The 19,239-nt window shown below is 69.8% G+C and carries 23 protein-coding genes; 7 read left to right on the plus strand and 16 right to left on the minus strand.

Features of this window, described 5'->3' with window-relative positions:
- Positions 1 to 844: 844 nt before the first annotated feature.
- On the plus strand, positions 845 to 1,063 hold the full coding sequence (locus tag ACZ4XJ_RS36980) for a hypothetical protein (protein WP_356877199.1): 219 nt from the start codon (positions 845 to 847) through the stop codon (positions 1,061 to 1,063).
- 298 nt (positions 1,064 to 1,361) lie between these two features.
- On the opposite strand, the gene ACZ4XJ_RS36985 is transcribed toward ACZ4XJ_RS36980, so the two are convergent.
- Together ACZ4XJ_RS36985 and tpg are read right to left on the minus strand one after the other, a co-directional pair.
- On the minus strand, positions 1,362 to 1,490 hold the full coding sequence (locus ACZ4XJ_RS36985; RefSeq protein ID WP_468498823.1) for a hypothetical protein: 129 nt from the start codon (positions 1,488 to 1,490) through the stop codon (positions 1,362 to 1,364).
- Positions 1,491 to 2,016: 526 nt separating this feature from the next.
- A complete protein-coding gene (gene tpg / locus ACZ4XJ_RS36990; protein WP_468498824.1) occupies positions 2,017 to 2,574 on the minus strand; it encodes a telomere-protecting terminal protein Tpg in 558 nt (185 codons plus the stop codon).
- Between the two features lie 939 nt (positions 2,575 to 3,513).
- Between tpg and ACZ4XJ_RS36995 the strand changes: the two genes are divergently transcribed.
- Positions 3,514 to 3,834 carry a hypothetical protein gene (locus tag ACZ4XJ_RS36995; RefSeq protein ID WP_468498825.1) on the plus strand — a complete coding sequence of 107 codons (321 nt, stop codon included), beginning with the start codon at positions 3,514 to 3,516 and terminating at the stop codon, positions 3,832 to 3,834.
- Positions 3,831 to 4,514 carry a helix-turn-helix domain-containing protein gene (locus tag ACZ4XJ_RS37000; protein WP_468498826.1) on the plus strand — a complete coding sequence of 228 codons (684 nt, stop codon included), beginning with the start codon at positions 3,831 to 3,833 and terminating at the stop codon, positions 4,512 to 4,514. Before ACZ4XJ_RS36995 ends, ACZ4XJ_RS37000 begins: the two co-directional genes overlap by 4 nt.
- Before the next feature lie 76 nt (positions 4,515 to 4,590).
- Here the strand turns inward: ACZ4XJ_RS37000 and ACZ4XJ_RS37005 are convergent, their stop codons facing one another.
- The 11 genes from ACZ4XJ_RS37005 to ACZ4XJ_RS37055 form a co-directional block, all read right to left on the minus strand.
- Positions 4,591 to 5,580 (minus strand): hypothetical protein, encoded by a 990-nt coding sequence (locus tag ACZ4XJ_RS37005; RefSeq protein ID WP_468498827.1) that lies wholly within the window; start codon positions 5,578 to 5,580, stop codon positions 4,591 to 4,593.
- Complete coding sequence (locus ACZ4XJ_RS37010) at positions 5,577 to 6,242, minus strand: AAA family ATPase (RefSeq protein ID WP_468498828.1); 666 nt, start codon at positions 6,240 to 6,242, stop codon at positions 5,577 to 5,579. Before ACZ4XJ_RS37010 ends, ACZ4XJ_RS37005 begins: the two co-directional genes overlap by 4 nt.
- Positions 6,243 to 6,499: 257 nt before the next feature.
- A complete protein-coding gene (locus ACZ4XJ_RS37015; protein ID WP_468498829.1) occupies positions 6,500 to 8,185 on the minus strand; it encodes a DUF2637 domain-containing protein in 1,686 nt (561 codons plus the stop codon).
- Positions 8,186 to 8,362: 177 nt separating this feature from the next.
- A complete protein-coding gene (locus tag ACZ4XJ_RS37020; protein ID WP_468498830.1) occupies positions 8,363 to 8,614 on the minus strand; it encodes a hypothetical protein in 252 nt (83 codons plus the stop codon).
- A gap of 119 nt (positions 8,615 to 8,733) precedes the next feature.
- Positions 8,734 to 8,883 (minus strand): hypothetical protein, encoded by a 150-nt coding sequence (locus ACZ4XJ_RS37025; RefSeq protein WP_468498831.1) that lies wholly within the window; start codon positions 8,881 to 8,883, stop codon positions 8,734 to 8,736.
- Entirely contained in the window at positions 8,880 to 9,008 is a 129-nt protein-coding gene (locus ACZ4XJ_RS37030) for a hypothetical protein (protein WP_468498832.1), read from the minus strand. The genes ACZ4XJ_RS37025 and ACZ4XJ_RS37030 overlap by 4 nt, the downstream gene beginning before the upstream one ends.
- Positions 9,008 to 9,145, minus strand: a complete 138-nt coding sequence (locus tag ACZ4XJ_RS37035) for a hypothetical protein (protein WP_468498833.1) — start codon at positions 9,143 to 9,145, stop codon at positions 9,008 to 9,010. The genes ACZ4XJ_RS37030 and ACZ4XJ_RS37035 overlap by 1 nt, the downstream gene beginning before the upstream one ends.
- A gap of 221 nt (positions 9,146 to 9,366) precedes the next feature.
- Entirely contained in the window at positions 9,367 to 10,680 is a 1,314-nt protein-coding gene (locus ACZ4XJ_RS37040) for a hypothetical protein (RefSeq protein WP_468498834.1), read from the minus strand.
- Positions 10,680 to 11,156 carry a hypothetical protein gene (locus tag ACZ4XJ_RS37045; RefSeq protein WP_468498835.1) on the minus strand — a complete coding sequence of 159 codons (477 nt, stop codon included), beginning with the start codon at positions 11,154 to 11,156 and terminating at the stop codon, positions 10,680 to 10,682. The genes ACZ4XJ_RS37040 and ACZ4XJ_RS37045 overlap by 1 nt, the downstream gene beginning before the upstream one ends.
- Positions 11,153 to 12,109 carry a hypothetical protein gene (locus tag ACZ4XJ_RS37050; protein ID WP_468498836.1) on the minus strand — a complete coding sequence of 319 codons (957 nt, stop codon included), beginning with the start codon at positions 12,107 to 12,109 and terminating at the stop codon, positions 11,153 to 11,155. Before ACZ4XJ_RS37050 ends, ACZ4XJ_RS37045 begins: the two co-directional genes overlap by 4 nt.
- Positions 12,106 to 12,498 carry a WhiB family transcriptional regulator gene (locus tag ACZ4XJ_RS37055; RefSeq protein ID WP_468498837.1) on the minus strand — a complete coding sequence of 131 codons (393 nt, stop codon included), beginning with the start codon at positions 12,496 to 12,498 and terminating at the stop codon, positions 12,106 to 12,108. The genes ACZ4XJ_RS37050 and ACZ4XJ_RS37055 overlap by 4 nt, the downstream gene beginning before the upstream one ends.
- A gap of 433 nt (positions 12,499 to 12,931) precedes the next feature.
- Here ACZ4XJ_RS37055 and ACZ4XJ_RS37060 point away from each other — a divergent pair, with 433 nt between their 5' ends.
- The 4 genes from ACZ4XJ_RS37060 (at position 12,932) to ACZ4XJ_RS37075 (ending at position 16,500) form a co-directional block, all read left to right on the plus strand.
- Complete coding sequence (locus ACZ4XJ_RS37060) at positions 12,932 to 13,780, plus strand: GntR family transcriptional regulator (protein WP_468498838.1); 849 nt, start codon at positions 12,932 to 12,934, stop codon at positions 13,778 to 13,780.
- Positions 13,781 to 14,026: 246 nt separating this feature from the next.
- Positions 14,027 to 14,227 carry a helix-turn-helix domain-containing protein gene (locus ACZ4XJ_RS37065; RefSeq protein ID WP_468498839.1) on the plus strand — a complete coding sequence of 67 codons (201 nt, stop codon included), beginning with the start codon at positions 14,027 to 14,029 and terminating at the stop codon, positions 14,225 to 14,227.
- Positions 14,224 to 15,654, plus strand: coding sequence for a hypothetical protein (locus tag ACZ4XJ_RS37070; protein WP_468498840.1), 1,431 nt, complete (start codon positions 14,224 to 14,226; stop codon positions 15,652 to 15,654). Before ACZ4XJ_RS37065 ends, ACZ4XJ_RS37070 begins: the two co-directional genes overlap by 4 nt.
- A 588-nt stretch (positions 15,655 to 16,242) precedes the next feature.
- Entirely contained in the window at positions 16,243 to 16,500 is a 258-nt protein-coding gene (locus tag ACZ4XJ_RS37075; protein ID WP_468498841.1) for a hypothetical protein, read from the plus strand.
- Positions 16,501 to 16,671: 171 nt separating this feature from the next.
- Here the strand turns inward: ACZ4XJ_RS37075 and ACZ4XJ_RS37080 are convergent, their stop codons facing one another.
- The 3 genes from ACZ4XJ_RS37080 to ACZ4XJ_RS37090 form a co-directional block, all read right to left on the minus strand.
- Positions 16,672 to 16,893, minus strand: coding sequence for a hypothetical protein (locus tag ACZ4XJ_RS37080; protein WP_468498842.1), 222 nt, complete (start codon positions 16,891 to 16,893; stop codon positions 16,672 to 16,674).
- 391 nt (positions 16,894 to 17,284) lie between these two features.
- A complete protein-coding gene (locus ACZ4XJ_RS37085; protein WP_468498843.1) occupies positions 17,285 to 17,977 on the minus strand; it encodes a helix-turn-helix domain-containing protein in 693 nt (230 codons plus the stop codon).
- Between the two features lie 181 nt (positions 17,978 to 18,158).
- The gene (locus tag ACZ4XJ_RS37090; protein ID WP_468498844.1) at positions 18,159 to 18,398 is read right to left on the minus strand and encodes a hypothetical protein; all 240 of its coding nucleotides are present in this window, start codon (positions 18,396 to 18,398) and stop codon (positions 18,159 to 18,161) included.
- Positions 18,399 to 19,239 lie beyond the last annotated feature (841 nt).

Here is a 19,239-nt window from a genome sequence, read left to right on the forward strand (position 1 = left end):
TCCCGCGGAGCGGGACCCCAGACGCTGCGCGTCTGGGAAGAGACCACCCTCGCGGCGCGCGGGTGGCTGGCCCCGTCGGGGCCAGCCGGGGCCACCGCTTCGCGGTGGCTGGCAGTTCGCTTTGCTCTCTGACCTGCGGGAATCCGCTTCGCGGGTTCCCGGGTGGGCTTCGCCCTGGGCGGGCCGCTGCGCGGCCGCGGGGGCCTGGTCGCTGCGCTCCCCTGCCCCTGGGCCCGCTTCGCGGGCGGCCGGCAGCAGCGGAGGGGGCTCGGGTCGGTGGGCACCCTCCCCCGGGCCGATGCTCGGCTTGTGCCCTTAAACGCCCCTGACGGCCCGTCTGCGGCCCTGCGGCCTGCGGGAATCCCCCCCAGGACCGGCCGCCTCGGCAACACCCCTCACAAGAGCGTACAGCGCCACCGCAGTTGAGACCAGGGACCAACAACCACCAAAACACACTAACCTGACGAGGCGTCAGGTTTTACGAGAAATTCAAGGCGTCGCCAATAAAGTAGTTCAAGGTAAATGGATAATGTTTATACAAAGATTGATGACGCGTCAGATGTGCTATACTTGGAAGAACTCGCATTCCACTACTTGGAGAAGACATGCGAATCTATATAAGGAGAGCAAGGCATGGAACTATTCTACATCGCAGGGGCTATCTATTACCTACTTGGAATCATCCACACGGTAATGCAATTCCTGGGTAAGAGTTAATCTATTTCGCATCGTGGCCTCATAGTTGAGGGGCCACGATGTTTTTCTATCGGGCGGCCGCCGACCTCTCTCACCCGTCCGGCCCTGACAAGGTGCCCATGGAAAACCAGCGGCCGAGGGTGGGGGCATGCCCGTGCCGCGTCTGGTCATCTACCCGCCCGACGAGAACGGCTGGCGCCGCATCCGCTGGGACGGCCAGTCCATCGGCGTCGCCCACCGCCCCTCGGACATCCTCGACTTCCTCCGCGACGCGGGGATGGAGGACCCCGAGGCCTTCGACCTGACGGGAGAGCTGACGGAGTGGCGCGGCGGCGGGCCGGAGACCTGGGCGGAATCACCGCCCTGAGGCCCGCCGGGACACTCCGCTGTAGGGAGCACCAGCTCAGAGAGCTGGACCTACGAGGGCCGCCAGGAAGAGACTCTTTACCCAACCGCGCTTGGGCCAACTGGGTTGGCCAAGTGAGTTCTCGCTACAGTGGAGACCTGCGTACTTGCTAGCTAGCTAGCAAGTACGCAGTGAAGGGGCTGGCCCGGGTGCAACCAGACCAACCCCTCCACGCAGTGGCAGTACTACTGGGCCCGGCCGTCTATCACTCGGCCGGGCTCACTGCTGAGTCCCTGCCAACGTCCGGCCCACAACGCCATCAGACGTTCTGCACCACCCACTCCACCAGCTTGACGAGCACCGGCACGACCGCCGACCAGTCGATCAGCACCTGCCGGATCGACAGCCGCCGTTCGTCCCGCTCCTTGTCCTGCACCGCATTCGTCATCTACACCTCCGAGTACTCCCGAAACGTCCCATAGCTGGGACCCCAACACCGCGGTCGGTGAAGGTGCGAGAGGGGGAGCCCTCGAAGTAACCACAGTCTACGAGCAGTTGTGGTCCTCCACCGGCCCGGGGACCACAACTTGTGGGCGGCGACGGGGAACCAACCACTAGATATTGGGCTGGGATGGATTTTCACCACTCGGTGTGTCGCGCTGAACGACACCACCCCTGACCTCTACGTTCCGTACCGCCTCAACCGGACAACGCCCAGGTCACGCGCCTCGGACCGCCGCTCAGGCTGCGCCGATTCACTCGAACGTGGGTTTGGTGCCAGCCTTCGAAAGCAACTTTCGTTGCCGGCCAGAAGGCGAGACATCTCCATCCGCGGGCAGTGATAGGGCTGTCTACCTAGGGATGAACACGTACCAGAAACGCGGCGTGCAGGCGCTACCGGTCCCTCCCCCTCCCCTTCAGTTATCGGGGGGAGCACGCAAGATGTTCACCCCGACATCAAGCTTCGTCGTGGATCACAGACTCACGTCGATGTAGTCGATGTCCGTGAACTCCACCAGCAACCCGTCCGCGCGGCCGCCGCCGTCCTTGAAGTAGACCTCTTGCAGCCCGGCGGCGGCGAGCTGCTGTAGCTCGGCCTCGGAGGCGCCGGCGTCCTGGGCCGTGAGAAGCCAGCCCGCGAACTCCGGCGGGAGGTGCTGCGTGATCCGCCGCATCCGCCCGTCGTCGGTCGTACCCGGCGCCGCGGTGAACCCGAACCGGGCCCGGGTCTCGATCACGAGCCCCGAGGACTTCGCGGCCCGCTCCCGGGCGCGCTTGCGGACCAGAGGCTGCCACCGGCGCCGGACCTCGGCCTCCATGCGCTCCCCAAGGGCTGGCTTGGGCTGCTTGATCTGGTCCTTCACGTACCGCTCCACGGTGCGCTGCGAGATGCCCAGCAGGGCGGCGACAGCCTTGGTGGAGCCCTTGTGCTGCTTGACCAGGTATCGCATCTGCGCGCCTGCCGACTTGGGGATCGGGCGGGTGCTGTGTGCCTGTCCGGCCCGGTCGAGACTGTCTCCGACAATGCCCATAACCCCTCATTCCTGTCCCACGCCGCAGGGCACTTCTCATGATCGTCTAGTCGTGGTGTGTCCTGGCCACACCTTGTTATGGGGGGAAGTCGGGCCAGATCTAGTACCCGCGAGTGACTTGGGGGTTGGTTGGGTTGGGGTGGGTCCAGGCTGCGGGCGAGGTTCTAGGCGCCGGCGGTGGCGGTGGTGGCCAGTCGGACCAGGCGCGGAGTATGGCGGACTTGTCGACCGCGCGGCTGGTGCCGCGGTGCATGGCGATGACCACGGGGCTTGCCTTCCTGCTGGCTCACGGCAGTGCTGGTGCGGAGTGCGGCCACATCAGGATTGTGCCGGGTCTCCGAGTTCGGCAGCGCGCGCCGGACGCTGGTGCACAGACAGCTGCACGACGGCTCTAAACGGCTGTGGGCGGGTTCGCATCCGAGGATGCGAACCCGCCCACAGCGTGTGATATGGGTCACACAATAGGGATCGGTCGCTGCGAACAACCGCCCCCGGAAGCCCTCCAGGCGAAGGAGTGGCTAGCCCATCCACTGTCTTACCCCATGGGGTAAGAAGCACGCGGAACGGACGGCCCCGGACAGCACCGGACAGCAGCCCACCTGCACCCACTCGCCACTACGCGACAGCGCGACCTTGAAGGGCATCTGACCGGGCGATTAGACGATCACCTCGGCCGGACACTCCCGGACGTCCTCGGACGGCTGCGGACTCTTGCGGACGCGTATCGGACGGCCCTTGAGGGCCGGGAGAGGACTCACGCCCTTGCGGATGGTCCGTCCTCCGCTTGATGGATCGTCATTCCGTCGCTCTCTAAGCAACTCGCCTTGATCAAGGGGCTATTGCTCTCTGAGTGAGGCGTCACCATGCTTGAGGAAGAGCACTTCCGTCCCACGGAAGGCGCGAGGGTCTGCGAAACCCTCGCGCCGCGCCAACCCGGACGTGCCAATCAAGAAGTCCTCCAGGCGAGCCCACAAGAAGTGGATAGTCACCATGCTCTTTTCTCAGAACTGGTTCCGCCGGCCTGTCCAGGCGCCGCCCGCCGGCTGTGTCCCCACCCCGGCGGTACCCCGCAGTTTCGGTCTCGCCCACGTCCTGACGGTGATCAGCAGCCTGGTAGCTGTAAGCGGTCTGGCGTGGATGTGGGGCACCGGCCATGCTGCCGAGGTCGTCGGTGCTATGCTCGCCGCCGTCCTCACCGAGATCATCGCGGCGCCGGTCCGCCGCGCCGTTGGCCGTCTGCGTCAAGGCGGCCGGCTGTGAACGCGCGCGAAGATCTGGCCTACGGGCTCCGGAAGCTCGCCCGGCAGGGCAACATCAACCAGTCACAGATCGCCTCTGTGACAGGAATCCCTCGCGTCTCGCTCAACAACATCCTTCGCGGTCAGAAGTACCCTTCCCAGGCAGAGCTTCGGCGCCTCCTTGATGCGCTCGCGGCCCCCGCCGAAGTGGTCGTGGAGCTGCAGGATCTGCATGACGAGGCGCGACATGAGGTCCGTGGCCCGACCGGGGTGGCAACCGCCAGTAGCGGCGAGGGCGGCGTGGTCATCACGGGCGCGCAGAACGTCACCGTTAATCCGTCCCTGGTTCAAGCAGCCCAGACCGCCGTCGCCCACGCCAGGGAGCCGATGCCGCAGTACGGGCGCCCCGACCCGTTGCCGATCCAGACGCCGATGGACTTCATCGCGGCTCTCGCAGCGGTTCACGTCTGGGCTGGTGAGCCTTCTTATCGCAGGTTGGAGACCGTCAGCAACGGCCAGCTCAAGCGCAGCACCATAGGTGACATGCTCAACGGTACGAAGCTGCCGGCATTCGACCGGTGCACCGCTTTTCTCCGAGCCTGTGGCATCGCCAACATCGATGACTGGGTCTTCACGTGGCGCCGTCTCAAAGCACTCGAACGGCCTGAGACCACCGCGTGGCTGCCCGGAGCCGCTGGCTGACGCTTGGCCAATCTCCCTGGTGGCGCATACGCCAGGGCCCCCGCCGACCTTCGGCGGGGCCCCGGCGTAGGGAGGTTCAGCCCGCGGCGGCGTCTTCCTTGGCGTCCTGAGCCCGTTCCTGGGAAGGAATACTGAGGGCTTCGTCGAGCGTCGTCCGGCCCCGCTTGCGGCCCTGCGCGTTGGCGGTGGACTTTTCGCGCTTCTTCCTCTCGGCGGCGGCCTGCTTCTTTACCGCGCGGAGCCGCTTTGCGGCTTCCTCGTACCCGGCCGCGATCTCCTCGAAGACGTTGTCAGCCTCGGGAGCGAGCTTCGACAGGGCCTCGATGTCGAGACCCTCGACGGCCTTGCGGGCGGCCTCGGCACGGCGGTGGACCTTGGCGAGAGCGCTCGGTACCGGGCTGGAGGGCTTGGTGGACCGAGGCGCGGGAAGGTCGCTTCCTTCGATCTCGGCACATACGAGTGCCAGGGCAGGGACGGTGACCTTTTCACCACGCTCTTCGAGCCGACGCAGGGCCGTAAGGACGCCGCTCTCACCATCGCTGTCGAAGATGCTTCGGAGCGCCTTCCCGTGCAGTACCGCGGGTCGCATAGTGGGGAATTCTGCGATCGCAGAAAGCATGATCTGGAGCACGGGAGCGGCGGTCATGAGCTCGTAGGCGCGGGAGAGGGCCACGCCTCGGACCTTGGCGTATGCCTCGAAGGAGTCGTGGCCGGCCTCCTTCCAGTCGCCGGAGTCGTTCACGGCCTGGAGCACGTGCCCGAGGACCATGTCGTACCGGGCCTTGACCCGCACCGTCCTGCTCAACTCGGCGTCGAGGAGGCGATCGAACCGGTCGAGCCTGTCCTTAGCGGATCCCGGGACCTCCGGGAGGGAGAACTCTCCGAGCTTGGCGTCCTCCCCTGCCTGCGTCTGCACAGCCTCGGCGGCGGCGATGGCCGCGAGGGCCGCATTGGCCTTCGCCTGGGCCTCGCTGGCGTTCTGCTGCTCGGCACGGGCGGCACCGTCTGCCGTGCTGCGGCCCGTCAGCGCACCGGCCCGACCGGCGAGCTCATCCTTACGGCTCATGCGGTCCTGTTCTCCATCTCCAGAATCTCCAGCGCGGCGCCTTGGAAGGGCGTGCCGGCCGCTTTCACCTTGGCGCCGTGACTTTGGGCGTAGACCTCTTGGCGCGGGATCCGGGCGCCGAGCACGGTGTGGCCGTCCTCGGTGAGCTGTTGGGCGAAGACACCGGTCGAGGCGGCTCCGGCCACGCAGCGGTTGAGCAGGACGGCGGTCCGGGCCGGCTCGGCGCGCAAGGGGTTGATGTCTTGGATGACTTCCAGGACCGGGCCCATGCCCGAGATCTCGCCGGCCGTGGGGGCCACGGAGAGGATCACCATCGTGGCGGCCCTTATGGCGGAGGTGGCGATGCCTTGTGCGTCCTCCAGCGGCGGTGAGTCGACGACGACGACGTCGTAGTCGGCACCGATGGCGGGGAGCACCTGATGCAGGGAGCTGGACGGTAGGGAGAGGTACGGGAACGGGAAGGGATGGAGGTTGTTCCAGATGCCCGCGCGGCCGAGCTCCTCGACCTTCTTGCCGCCGATCTTGAGCCGCGTGCCGCCGGGATCGGCGTCGGCCAGGGCGACCCTTTTCCCGAGCTCGTGCAGCGCGTACGCGAGCCAGACGGCGGATGTCGTCTTCCCCGTCCCTGGCTTGAGGTTGGTCACGGTCCAGATGTGCGTCATGGGCGGCAGCGTAACGTCGATGGGCTGGTCGGATGCCCGCCCGGGTGCTCGAAACGCTCTCGCTGTCATGCGGCGCTTCCGCTGCGATTCGACACCCATGTCTGTGCCCCGGATCGGGCTCACCTGAATCTCCTTCGCCCGCGTCGGAGTTGGGATTCGAGACCTCTGGCCGGGAACTTCCGGCGCGGGGTGGAAAATGGGTGGGGGCCCGCGACGATTCGAGCGTCGCGGGCCCCGCTGTTCGTTCTACCTGCCCGTCACCCCTGTGGGAGTTCCCGGCCGTAGCCGGAGGCGATCAGTTCGGCGGCGGCCTGCCGGCGCTCGCTCGCCACCGTGCGGCCGACATTCAGCTCGGCCTCGATGTCCGCGAGGGGGATGGCGTCCTTGTCGCCGCCGGCGGCGAGGATCATCCGGGCCACCCTGCGCTCCGCCCGCTCACGCGTGGACAGTCGGGCGGTGTCCTCGGCTTCCCGGGCGGCCAGCTCGGCACGGGCCGTGCGCTCCCGCTCGACGGCGGCGCTACGAGCGGCCTCCGCCTCCCGCTTGGCCGCCTCCGCCGCCTCGGCGCGCGCCTCGTTCGCGATCCGGTCGGCCTCGGCGGTCGCCCGGCGGTCCTCGGCGGCCTTCCGCTCCTGCGCCTCGGCCTCCGCCGTGGCGGTCGCGGTCTTCCGGCGGTCCTCTGCCGCGCTCAGCCGGGCCGCCTCGGCGCGGGCCAGGGCGTCGGCCTCGGCGGCGCTCCGTTCGGCCTGCGCGTCACGCTCGGCGGTGCGCTCCGCCTCGGTGACCGCGCGCTCCGCCTGTCGGCGGGAGGCCTCCGCCGCGAGCTGCGCCGCGTGCGCGGCGGCCTGCGCTTCCGCCTTCGCGGTCACCTCGGCGGCCTCGGCCTCGGCCCGCGCGGTCGCTTCGGCCGCGCGGGCCTCCGCTCCGGCCGCGGTGGTCTCCGCGCCGATCCGGTGCTCCGCCTTGGCCACCGTGGCGCCGATCTCCAGACGCCTCACCTTCGCGGCCGCCTGGCGCTCCTCCTCATCGAGGATCCGCTGCTCCTCGCGTTCGGCGGCTGTGATCCGGGCGGCGGCCTCCGTGGCCTTCCGGGCCGCCTCGGCGTCCTTCTGGTCCTGCGGCAGAGCCAGGGCCTCGTCCACGCTGAGGCCGAAGGGGGCCATCGTGAAGGGGAGCAGCGCCTCGGCGCCGGCCTTCTTCTTCCAGCTGCGGCCGTGCTGGTGCTGGAGCCAGGCGCGGTAGACGGTGCGGTCCTTCTCCATGGCCACCATCTGCGCATATGAGGTGATACCCCACAGTTTCATGCGCCGGAACAGGGTCCAGGCCGACCACGGGGCCAGCAGCCAGCGGTGCAGGGGCACCGTGTCGGAGGCGATGCCCAGGCGGACTCGGACGGTCCTGATGACCATGTGGCGGGCCGCTTCGACCGTGGCCACGAACAGGACCGGCATCACCGCGTGCATCCCGGCCGCGACCGGATCCTCCAGGATCCCCTTCTCCCCCGAGACGGCGTTGAAGGCGATCGTCGCGAACGTGAGCAGATGCGCGATGAACCGAAGGGCCGGCTTGGGGGTGCGCCTCCAGGCCAGGACCAGGTCCAGGCCGTACATGACCACGATTCCCGCGTCCACGCCGATCGGGAACCAGGGCGCCACCGCGCCGAATCCCTTCGCCTCGGCCAGCGCGCGGACGGCGGTGTAGGAGCCGGCGAACCCGATGGAGGCGATCACCAGACCGCCGAGGGCGGAGCCGATCACGACCGCACGCATCGCGGCGGCGGAGCGGTCCTTCGGTGCGGGCGGAGCGTCAGGGGCCGTCACCGGAGCCGCGTCCCGGCTCCCCGGAACGGGATCCGGTTCCCCGGAGGCGGGCGGAGCGGGCACCGGCGCGGCCGGGCCCGTCACCGAGGCCGGGACGGTCCCCGGCTCGATGGTGGTCGTCATGTCTCTCCTTCTCTTGAGGGGGCCGGGCGGGACCGGAGTCCCACCCGGAGGATGGCGCTGGTGCCGCGGTGGCGACGCCCCATCGTGCCCGGAGTGCTCTTCCGCGTGTCATGCGGGCGGTCAGCGGCCGCCGCGGAGCAAAAGGCGACCGGAGCCAACGGGGCGGCAACGGGTGCGTCAGACCCAGGAGTCGGGCAGGTGGCCGGAGCGCAGGACGGCGGCTTCGGCCCGGTAGTCGGCGGCGTGCCTGCGGGCGATCGCGGCGCAGCGGCGGGCCAGCGCGCGGGCGGCCGGCGACTCGGCCGGGTCGGCGGCGGCGGTCAGCCCGTCGCGCGCGGCGTCGTCCGCCAGGGCGGCCGCGGCCTCGAAGTCGGCGGCCATCGCTGCCAGGTCGTCGGGGGTGAGAGTCTCGATGTCGAGCGGGTCCATGAAGGGGTCCTTCCGGCGGGCCCCCGGGCGGCCGTTGTGACGCGGCCCGGGGGCGGTAGCAGGGTGGGCGGTGGCGATTCCCCGTCGGAGGTGCACTTCCGCCCGGGTACGGCGATCCGTCAGCGGCCGAGGTGGGCCGCGATGTTCGCGGCCAGCGCGGCGGCCGCCTCCTGCGCGTCCCGTATGGCCTGGGCCGCGGCTTCGGCCGCCTGGCGGGCCTGGGTCTGCTGCGCGAGCGCGGCTTGGTAGGCCGCCTCGGCCGCGCTCACCGGGCACCGCCGAGGGCGACCAGACGGGTCGTCCAGCCGCCGCAGCGGGCGCAGACGTACTGACGGGCCTTGGCGTCGTGGCGCATCCGACGGCCGTGGCAGGCCGGCGCCGTGTGGCGGGCCATCAGCGCTGGTCCTTCGGCGTGCCGGCGACCGGCTTCTGCACCGGCTTGTGGTGTCCACCGCGCGAGGCCTGGTAGGTCGTCTCGTGCTTCGGATCGGGCCGGGTACCCGGCGCCATCGGCATGTTGGGGAGTGCCATGATTGGCTCACCTGTTCCGTGATTGGGGCGGGTTAGCCCCGGGGCGGCCGCCCATCTGCCAAGAAGTCGGCCGCCTCGGGGTGTCTTTTTTGGTGCTCCCGGCCCCTCTCGGGGGCCGGTGTCCTGGGTGTCAGGCAGGGGCGTCAGGGCTCCCGCCAGGGTTCCGTTAGGGCCCGCTAGGTGTCCGCTAGAACCGCAGGTCACAGGGCCGATAGGCCTGCCTAGCGGGCTCCCTGGGAGAGGGCCGGGGGTAGGGCCGGGGAGGGGTCCTGGCCGGGGTCCTGGCGACCCCCCGGAATCAGCCGCAGGACGGCCGGTGCGGGCGCCTCGACGGGGGCCGGCTCGGGGGCCTCGACGGGGGTGCTGGGGGAGGCTGCGGCGGGGGTCGCCCCGACCGGCTGAGCGGGCATCCGCGCGGCCTCGACGGGGACCTCCCCCGGGGTCCTGAAAGCGGCCTCGGACCGGGCCAGCAGCAGGGCCCCCGGGGCCATGCCGAGGACCTCGGTCACCGCGTCCACGCGCACCCCTACGCGGGTCACCGTGCGGCCCTCGATCCGCATCCCGATTTCCTTGGTGGGCAGGCCGCAGGACTCCACCCACCGGCGGAGGTCCCCCACCTCCGTACCGGCCGGCAGCAACCCGGCCTCGGTGGCGGTCGCCAGCACGACGTCCAGGTGCACGCCGGCCCGCCGGGCGGCCTCGGCGTCGGACAGCGCCCGCAGCACGTGCAACAGCAGCGCCGTCCCCGCGTCCAACTCCTCCTCGGCCTGGTCCTCCTCCTCGACCTCCTCCTGGTCCCCGACCTCCTCCTGGTCCCCGACCTCCTCCTGGTCCTGGTCATGATCCTGGTCGTCCTGCTCCGCCGACTCCTCGACCTCCTGGTGCCGGCCCTTCTTCGCGGCCCGGCGGGCCTGGATCACCGCGGCCTCCGTGAGGGAGGGGCCGGCCGCGAGAGCGCCGGTGACCCAGGCCGCGAGAACGCCGGTGGTGATCAGCCCGGCCCAGGACTCCCAGACCTGGCCGGCCCAGTCGGCCGCCGGGCCGGCAGCGACCCGTACGAGGACGGCCGCGCCGACGGTGGCGACTCCGCCGCCGAGCCCCAGCAGGGCCAGGGACTCAGGCAGGGGCCGGGCCGCCGCCGCCCGAATGCCGGCCTCCGCCTTCCCGGACAGCACGACCTTCGGCTCCTCCTCGGCCGGGTCGTCGTCCTCGTCCTCGTCGGCCAGGTCCTCGTCCAGGTCGGCCGCTTTCGCGGCCGCCGCCTTCTTCGCGGCCGCCTTCGCGGCGGCGACGCGCTTCTTCTGCCGGCCCTCGATGGCCTTGACGGCCTTGGCGCGGGCCTCGGCCTCCTTGCCCGGGTCCAGGGACACGGCCGTCCAGATGCCGCCGGCGAGCTGCCCCAAGCACCGGCAGCCCAGGGCCATCAGCCGCCACGATCCCCGGGCCAGCACCACCCCCACCGGGCCCATACCGGTCCCGACGGCCCGCACCTCACCCGCCACGCCCCGCAGGGCGGCCGTTCGCTGAGCAGCCATCACATGCCGCCCAACTTGCTCGCCATGGTCGTGACCAGGGTCGTCCCCAACGCCCAGATCCCCCCGGCGCCCGCGAACGTCCAGCCCGCGCCGATGCCCAGGAAGGCCGGCACCCAGAGTTTTTTCCACTTCGGGATGAAGATCATCAGCGACGTTCCGAGGGCGACGGCGCCGAGGCCGAACGAGCCGAACGAGAGACCCTCCATGAGGCCGCGGGGGATCTCGGCCGCACCAGCGGCGAGGCTGCCCCACATCCCGGAGGCGGAGGCGGATAGCGTCGAGAACACCATGCCGAGCACGCCGGCCTTGTCGCGGTCCAACTTCACGCGGTCACTGCCACGCAGGCCGCTGAACAGGATGAATCCGACGGCGAACGCGAGGCCGGACACCCCGACGCTGCCGAGGAGGGAGCCACCGCCCCCGGCGGCCAGGACGACGTCCGTAGCGATGGTCTGAGTGTGGGTCAGGGCGCTCACAGCAGGGCTCCAGGGGCGTAGAGGGCCGCTGACAGGGCGACCGTGGCGAGGGGGATGTGCGCGGCCCAGCGGACCGGGAGGGGCAGGTGGCGGACTCGCTGGTCCAGGAGCACCCAGGCGCCGGAGCCGGCCAGCCCGGCCAGGGCCAGCGGGGCGACGAGCACGGGCCACGGCGCGGCCCACGCGTAGATGTCCGCGACGGGGCGGGCGGTGCCCTGGCCCCAGGCCAACCCGCCGATCAGCCCGGCCGGAGCGGCCAGCCCACCGAACGGGAGGTAGGGGCGCATCGTCCGGCCGAGCTTCCAGCCCGCCCAGCCGGCGCAGCACGCGACGGCGGCCGTGGTGACGGGGACGACGGAGAGCATCGCCGCCCCCAACCACACGGCCCCGCCGAGGCTGTCGCCGGTCGCCGCGACAAGGGCGCTGTGGCCGACTACGGCGGCGCTGCCGTGGTAGGCGAGCCACCCCCACCGGGACGCGACGATCCGGCGCACCGCCCCCGGTACCGCCACCGGCGCAGCGGCTGCTGCGGCGGGCACGGCCGGGGCGGCCGGCGCGGCGGGGTCCGCGCCATCCGAGGCCGCGCTATCCGGGTCGGAGCCGTTCGGGTCGGCCGGGTCGGCCGGGTCGGCCGGGTCGGCCGGGTCAGGCCGCAGCGACCACCAGCGCCGGACAGGCTCCGGCTCGGCGCCCGCCTCGACGTGTTCGTCGTCCGGATCGGTGGCCTCCTCGACGTCCTCGACGTCCTGGGCCGGAGCGGCCGGAGCGGCCGCGGCCGTGACCCGGCGGCGCACCCGACGCCGCGCTCGCCGCCGCGCCCGGGCCGCAGGATCGGACACGGGCTCCGCAGGGGCGGCCGCCTCGGGGGCGTCAGCCTGCGGGGCGTCGTCGTCCCACTCCCCGGCCAGCAACGTCTCCAGCCAGTCACGGCCGGTGTCGGGCGTGGTCGTCACGACGTCCCCCGCCCCGCACGCAGCAGCCGGTGGAGCGCCCGGCGTTCCGACTGGCGCATCCCGCCCCGCACGCCGATGATCACGGACGTGGTGGAGGACTGCTCCAGGTCCTGGGCCAGGCACCAGGACTGCACCGGGCACGGGCACTTGCGGCACACCGCGAGCGCCTCCAACTCCGCCCGGGACGCCTTGGCCTCGACCGGCGTCACCTCCCACGGGACCGGGTAGAACAACCCCGGGTCCGTGTCCGTGCCGACGCAGGCCGGACCGTCCGACCGCTCCCGACGCACGGCCAGCGCGGGGGCCAGGTCCTCGTACTCCCACAGCCGGTCGAGCCAGTCCGCCGGCCGTACCGCCGACTGCGGGGTCACCCCGCGTACGGCGTTCACAGCTCTACTCCCAGCGCCCGCAGGCTGGCACGCACCCGCAGCTCATCCCCACCCAGGACCAGCGCCTCCGGCGCCGCCTGGGGGATCTCACCCCATCCAGCGGTGCAGTGCCGTGACGGTAAAACCGTCCGCGTCCCCACCGCCGCAGGGCACACGCCCCGCCGGGGACGCCACCAGCGCCCCATCTCTGCAACCATCACGAGAGTCGGTCCCCTCATCCACACATATGGGCAGGTCCGACAGCCACCCGACGCTCCAACGCCGGGTATCACCATGCTGGGCGCACTCCAATGCGACCGGCACAGGCGGCCCCTGGCTCCAACCGGGGGCCGCTCTGGCTGACGTGAGATAACGTATACGCTAGAAGCGACCGGAGCAAGGTTGGCGTATACGCTAAGTCTCGTTCGGGGTGATCATCGGAGGGAGCTGGGACGTGGCCAGGTATGAGGAAATCGCGCGTGACCTGCGCGAACGGATTGTTGAGGGGGTGTACCCCCCAGGTTCGGCCCTCCCTCTGATGCGTGACATCGCAGCGGAGTACAGCGTCAGCGACATCACTGTGCGGAAGGCATGGGGCGTATTGACCCGCGAAGGGTTGATCGAATCCCGGCGTCGCGCAGGGACATTCGTGCGCGAACACCCCGACCGGCTCCGGCTGCTGGTTAGGAACCGGCAGGTCGAGCGCGACCACCTCGGCTACTACAGCGGCCCCGAGGTACAGCACTGGCGCGCGATCTCCTGGCCCGAGGGCGACACCACTCGTGTCGCCACAACCGCCGTACCGGCTGACGTGGCGGACGTGCTCAACGTCCCGGCCGGCACAGAACTGACTGTCCGACGGCGGATCGTCGGGGACCCCGATGTGGAAACACACCGACAGTTGGCGGACAGCTGGCTGGCGTCCTGGGTAACCGAAGAACTCCCGCAGCTCAGCGGAAGCACCGGGCCGGGTGGCATGTACGACCGGCTAGAAGAATGGGCTAAAAGGCCGCTCGAATGGCGAGAGGAAGCCTCCGCCCGGATGCCTGCGCCGGACGAAGCAGAAGCCCTGAATATGCCTGCAACCGGCGTGCCACTGCTGCGCATCATCCGGGTCACCTATTTCCCGAAACAGGGAAAGAAGCCTTATCGAATTGTTGAGGTGCAGGACATCAGAATGTCCTCTGCACTGTTCGCGGTCGGATATCCGCTACCGCGAGGCGCCTCTGCCAAGTGGCCCGTGCAGCCCGCAACAAGCGATTACTACCGAGTTTCCGACGAGGATCAGGAGACCGGGGATTGAGAGTCCCTTCACCCTTCGTGATGAGGTGGGGGAGCATGTCCCCAGCAACGCAAAGAGCCCCGTCGACGACGGGGCCCGATGGTCCAGCCCGGGGGTTAGAGGCCCCGGGTCGGAGAAGCTTCCACGCAGGGAAGAGCACTCATGAGAGTACGTGGCACTACCCCCGGAACACCACAGGGCCCATCGCCCACCTGCCAGACCGGCAACGAACGGGCGAAGTTGCGCCACGGACGGCCGCGCCCGCTGGTGATTGACGCTGAGGTCTACCGCGACGCACGACTGTCCGCAACGGCCAAGGGCGTGTACGGCCTGCTGGCTCTGCTGCCTGATGACGCAGAGATCAGCGCTGCGGCGCTCGCAGCCGGCACCCCGGACACTCCCTCATCCGTCCAGACCGCACTGGATGAACTGACGCGCTTCGGCTACCTCACGGATGTGGCCGAGTGAGCGGGTCGTACGGCGCTGGCATCCAGCGCGGCCAGATGGCGGCCGACAAGTTCACGCAGATCTCGAACGCCCTGTTCCGGGACTCAAGGATGAGCTACAAGGCAAAAGGGATCTTTGGGCTGATCTCAACCCATACCGATGGTTGGCGAGTCACGATCGAAGACTTGGTGCGGGCCAGCACAGACGGCAAGGCTGCGGTGACCTCCGGCGTGAAGGAGCTGGAGAGGTTCGGGTACCTCGTCCGGGACCGCGAGCGGAACACGGACGGCACCTTGGGCGGCGCCGTCTACTCCATCACGGACATGCCTGCGCACCTCTTCGAGCTGTTCGGCGAAGACGCACCCAACCTGCCTCAACTGAAGCAAAACCGCAGGTCAGAACCTAAGTCCGAAAATCCTGCGCAGGATAATCCTGCGCAGGGTAATCCGCCAACAAAGAACACCAAGCTCAAGAACACCAACAACAGCAAGAAGACCTCAGCGCCTGCGGCGCGAGCCGTTGGTGACGCCCGTAGGGCTGGTGCGGGTAGTAGCGCGAGCGGGCGCGCGAGCGGCTCCGCCCCGGCCTCCGGCGCTGGCGCGCCGAACCGGGGTGCGCGGCCTAGCAAGGCTGGCAAGACCGGGGGCACCCGGATGAGCGCCGAGCAGGCCGCCGCGGTGGCCACGGTGGAGGCTGCCTGGCCCGAGGCCCTGAGCACGTTGCTGCCGAAGTACCGCTTGCCGGTGGTCCGGGACGCGATTTTGGCCGCGCTGGACGGAGGCCGGACCGCTGAGCAAGTTGCTGAGCGAGTGCGGCGGCGGTGGTGGGAGCACGGCTACGCCATGGACGCGGCCGAGGGCGGCAAGGGCATCGGCTCGGCGGTCGGCGTGGCCGTCGGCCTGGTCCGCCCGCCCACGGACTGCCCGGACTTGATGTGCGAGGACGGGACTGTCATCGACACCGGCCAGCCGTGCCGGACCTGTGCCCTGCGTCGGGAGGACCGCAAGGTCGCCCGCCGGCAGGGGCAGGTGCCCGGACCGCGCGGCGAGGGGGGTCCGGCCGCGGTCTGGTGGGAGTGCGCGGGCGAGGACTGCGACGCGACGGGCAAGGGCACCAGGCCCGAGGACGGGCTGTGCTGGAAGTGCCACGACCGGGCCGAGGCCGAGGTGATCGAGCGGGCGACGGCGGGCCTGCGGGCGCAGCGGGACGCGGAGTACGCCGCCGAGGCCGAGCGGGCCAGGGCGGCGATTCGATGGATGGCGATGCTGGAGATCGCCTACGCCGAGCACGCGGAGCGGGAAGCGGTCCGCGGCGCGGCCGTACGGGTCCGGCGGGCGGTCGAGGTCGAGGAGACCAGGCTGCTGCGCGAGCAGCTGGCCTCAGAGCACCCCGAACTGGCCGCCTACGCGCAACGCCCTGACGAACAAGCAGCAGCAGCCCCGTTCTAGCCGCTGTACGGCCAGCTGAGCGCCTGACAGCACGTTCCGGCCCCTCCGGTCGCGATGGTTTCTGATAGGCGCTCAGCGGGGCGTGTGGGGCTCGGCCCTGACATCTGACATGCCAGCACGGCGCTGAGCTGGTGCGGGGGACCAGTGCGTCGGGGGCTGACGGTGTCAGTGTCAGGGCCAGCCGGGGCGGTGCCTGGTAGCAGGGGGAAGCGTCGGGGGAACCATCGGGGGAACCTAAGGGGGGAAATGGAGGGGGAACCTAGAGGGGGAAGCATCGGGGGAAGGTGACTTCGGGGATGTTCTGCGTTTTGGCTGATCAGGTGCCGTTCTGCGGGTGGTGAGTTTCCGGACTTTCTCTTTGTGGGTGGGTATGTGGGTTGTTGTTTGTCGGGTTGTTCGTGGTGTTGGTAGGGGCTGTTTGGTTCTCGGCTCGGTGTGGGCGTGTCTCCGTGGCGTGACGTGATCACGAGAGCTGGAGGTACGGGTGCCGCGGTTAGCCGGGTTGTGAGTTGCGGGTGTTGGGGTCGTGTCGGTCATGCTGGTGGGTTGCGGTGGTGGGGCTGACTCCAAAGGTGGTGCGGTCGATGTGTGGCGGCACCACCACCTGGGGCCTCGGCGAGCACCCCGTCCGCCCCGGAGTACGGCAAGCGGAAGTCCCCGGCATGCGGGCACGGCTACGAGCGGACCAGCGCCCAAGGGCCGGGAGCCCGCTACCCGGTCGCCGCCACCAGTACCAGGGACGTGGTCTGGGAGGGCGGCGCGGGACAGACCAGCACCCTCACCACCACCCGCCAGAGCCGGACGAGCCTCGCGATCGGCGAGGTTCAAGTCCTCAACGTGCCCTGACCCGAAGGCGCGACGCGGACAGGCTCGGCAAGGCCGCTGTGCGCCTCTCTCGCGGCCTTGCGCTCCGACGGGGTGGAGAAGAGTGGAATGGCGCCTGCTGGTCCGTCAGATCGCTACGCAGGGGTTCGCCCTACTAGGGATCCGAGACCGGGAGTTGCCGGGTTCCGCGTGCTACTCGATGAGGCCCGTCTTCTCGCCCAGGAGGAGCGCGAGGGTCGTCGTGCCGGCGAACGTCGCGGCTGCCCAGACGATGGGCTCCGCCTGGCCGCTCGCGCGGGTGGCCGCGATGTAGGCGACGAGGCCGCCGACGACGCCGGTCATCACCGCCAGGAGCACGAAGAGCACCTTCGCCTTGGCGTCCTGGCGCCGCGGGCGGGCGATCTCACTGTTCATGTGTTCGATTCCACGGCTCGCAGCCGTTTCGGGCCGCTCTTCGCTGTGTACCGTCATGGATGGGCCCCCTTGGGGGTCTGGGGGGCCTGCTCGCCACGATCCGGGAAGATTCCGACGAGCAGGCCCCGACCTGTTTCCTCGGGCCGGGGTGGCCCGAGGACTGCTGCTGCGCAGCCGCCGAGACGCTCCCCATGCGGGTGAGTCCCCTCGGCGATGAACCGCTGTTTGCGGTCGGTCGATGGGTGCTCCCGTTGGGGGAGTGAGAGCGACAGTAGCCCCAGACGCACCGTCAGTTGGGCTGCTGACCTGGGCAGTTACCACCTGGTACCAAAAGGTGGGGACGCTATGCGTGCGCCCGTCCGCGCACGCGTAGGCGCGTGTGTGACCCAGTTCACTTCTTGCGTGTCATCCATTGCCTTTTGAGCGGCCGATTGGAGGGGTCCCTGCGCCGGAGCCGCCGGCGTTTCGGTTGAAGGTCGTACTTCCGGAACAGGGTCTTGCGTCGCATGTCCTGCTCCACGAGCCACTGGTCGTACTCGACGGGAGACAGCTCCTGTGGTGGCCGGTTCGCCTTCCCCCGCCTCACCGACGCGATCTCCCGCCGCCGGTGAGCCTGCGACAAAACACGACGAGTCGAGGCGAACCAGCGCTCAACGGTGGCCATCTCGTAGCCCGTGAGCTCGACGAACTCGGGGGCGTCGAGCTGCACCCTCATGGCCTTCCGAATCACAGACCGTGCTCTGGCCGAGATCAGCATCTCCTCCGCTTTCAGCTGGCTCCGCCGCGCCCGGATGCTGCTCAGCCTCTCCCTGGCCACCTCGATCTCGACCTTCTGTACCGCGGCTCGGTGCCTGGCCAACCACTTGGTGATCGTTTTCGGGGTGTAGCCGCAGATCTTGGCTACCTCCTCCGGGCTGATCCCGGCCGAAACGGCCTCAGCGACGCGCTTTCGAACCTCGCGTAGGTGCTTCTGGTCGGCTTCTCGGAAGCGCTTCCGACGTCGATGGAGGCGGATCAGGAACACCCGAACCTCCGGAGCGACCTCCTCGGGGGTCTTTCTGGGCAGACCCGGCCTTTTGATCATGGAACCCCCCTTCGAGAGCATCCTGCCAAGAGGCCCTTGTCCAGGGGCGGGAGAGGCCTTTTCCAGCACCGGGATAGGGCATCAGACGTGGGCCCGGCCGCCCCCTCGACGGTCGGCCCCCAGACCTCTCGCACTGCGCTGACCTGCGCTGGGGATAAAACTGGTGAGTCCCCTGGTGAGTTCACCAGTGTCGGAGGAGGTGTCGCACTCCGGCGATGGCGGCGACGGTGCCGGCGATGGTGACGGCTGCCGGGTCGGCCAAGCGGGGGGCGACCAGCGCGGTGATGCCGAGGCTGATGGCGCAGGCGACGGCGATGACGATGGCGAGTCCGTCCCGCTGCCGGCGCAGCTGGGCCAGCCGCTGGTCCGTCTCGGCGGCCTGGGCGGTGGTCTCGGTCGTCTGGGTCGTGGTGGTGGTCATGGTGGTGGTCCTTCTGTTGGGCCGGCACGGTGCCGGGCTGTGGGGTGGATCGGGGGCAACTGTGCGATCAGCGGGCGCCGGGGTCGAGTTCTCGCGAATTTCCGTTCCGTGCCTGGTCAGAGGCCCCTCAAGGTGACCGGCGGGCGGATTCGCGAACGCTTGACACGGAGTCGTGGCCGGAGCGGCCGGATCGCTGATCTGAGGTTGCGTGACTCGCATGCAAGGCGCGCAAGTCCCCTATACGAGTAGCTCGGACTTTTTTCTTCGGGAGCAGGTGAACTCGAATCCGAGCGGTATTCAATGGTTTTGGGCGAGGCTTTCTGAATTTGTTGGGGCGACGTTCTGAATTTCTCGAAGCTGTCTGACTATCCGTCAGTTAGGTGTGTTTTCGTGGTGGGTGGGGTGTTGGGGGAGGACCGGAGGGCGCGTGTGGTCCTGTGCCGCGCGTTCGCCTCCCGGAACACCCACGGGTGATAAGCCCAGTTCAGAGACCTGTAGACGACCCGTCAGGGCTGCTCAGAGCCCTCCTCGTTGAGTCCCGTGCCCGCTTCGCGGGCCGCTGGCAGCAGCGGAGGGGCCGGGCGGGGTGGGCACGAGACCGGCCTGGGGCAGGGGAGCGCAGCGACCAGGCCCCCGCGGCCGCGCAGCGGCCGGCCCAGGGCGAAGCGCAGCGAAGCCCACGTGGGAACCCGCGAAGCGGATTCCCACAGGTCAGAGAGCGAAGCGAACTGACCAGCCCCCGCGAAGCGGGGGCCCCGGCCGGCCCGACGGGCCGGCGCCCGAGCGCAGCGAGGGCGGTCTCTTCCCAGACGCGCAGCGTCTGGGGTCCCGCTCCGCGGGA

This window comes from Streptomyces sp. NPDC029836, from assembly GCF_055574495.1.

Coding starts and splice junctions, on each gene's coding strand:
- ACZ4XJ_RS36985 (WP_468498823.1), bottom strand. CDS start 1,490: ATGACGAATGCGGTGCAGGACAAGGAGCGGGACGAACGGCGGCTGTCG.
- ACZ4XJ_RS37005 (WP_468498827.1), bottom strand. CDS start 5,580: ATGAGCCGTAAGGATGAGCTCGCCGGTCGGGCCGGTGCGCTGACGGGC.
- ACZ4XJ_RS37010 (WP_468498828.1), bottom strand. CDS start 6,242: ATGACGCACATCTGGACCGTGACCAACCTCAAGCCAGGGACGGGGAAG.
- tpg (WP_468498824.1), bottom strand. CDS start 2,574: ATGGGCATTGTCGGAGACAGTCTCGACCGGGCCGGACAGGCACACAGC.
- ACZ4XJ_RS36980 (WP_356877199.1), top strand. CDS start 845: ATGCCCGTGCCGCGTCTGGTCATCTACCCGCCCGACGAGAACGGCTGG.
- ACZ4XJ_RS37030 (WP_468498832.1), bottom strand. CDS start 9,008: ATGGCCCGCCACACGGCGCCGGCCTGCCACGGCCGTCGGATGCGCCAC.
- ACZ4XJ_RS37040 (WP_468498834.1), bottom strand. CDS start 10,680: ATGGCTGCTCAGCGAACGGCCGCCCTGCGGGGCGTGGCGGGTGAGGTG.
- ACZ4XJ_RS37020 (WP_468498830.1), bottom strand. CDS start 8,614: ATGGACCCGCTCGACATCGAGACTCTCACCCCCGACGACCTGGCAGCG.
- ACZ4XJ_RS37085 (WP_468498843.1), bottom strand. CDS start 17,977: ATGATCAAAAGGCCGGGTCTGCCCAGAAAGACCCCCGAGGAGGTCGCT.
- ACZ4XJ_RS37015 (WP_468498829.1), bottom strand. CDS start 8,185: ATGACGACCACCATCGAGCCGGGGACCGTCCCGGCCTCGGTGACGGGC.
- ACZ4XJ_RS37080 (WP_468498842.1), bottom strand. CDS start 16,893: ATGAACAGTGAGATCGCCCGCCCGCGGCGCCAGGACGCCAAGGCGAAG.
- ACZ4XJ_RS37035 (WP_468498833.1), bottom strand. CDS start 9,145: ATGGCACTCCCCAACATGCCGATGGCGCCGGGTACCCGGCCCGATCCG.
- ACZ4XJ_RS37090 (WP_468498844.1), bottom strand. CDS start 18,398: ATGACCACCACCACGACCCAGACGACCGAGACCACCGCCCAGGCCGCC.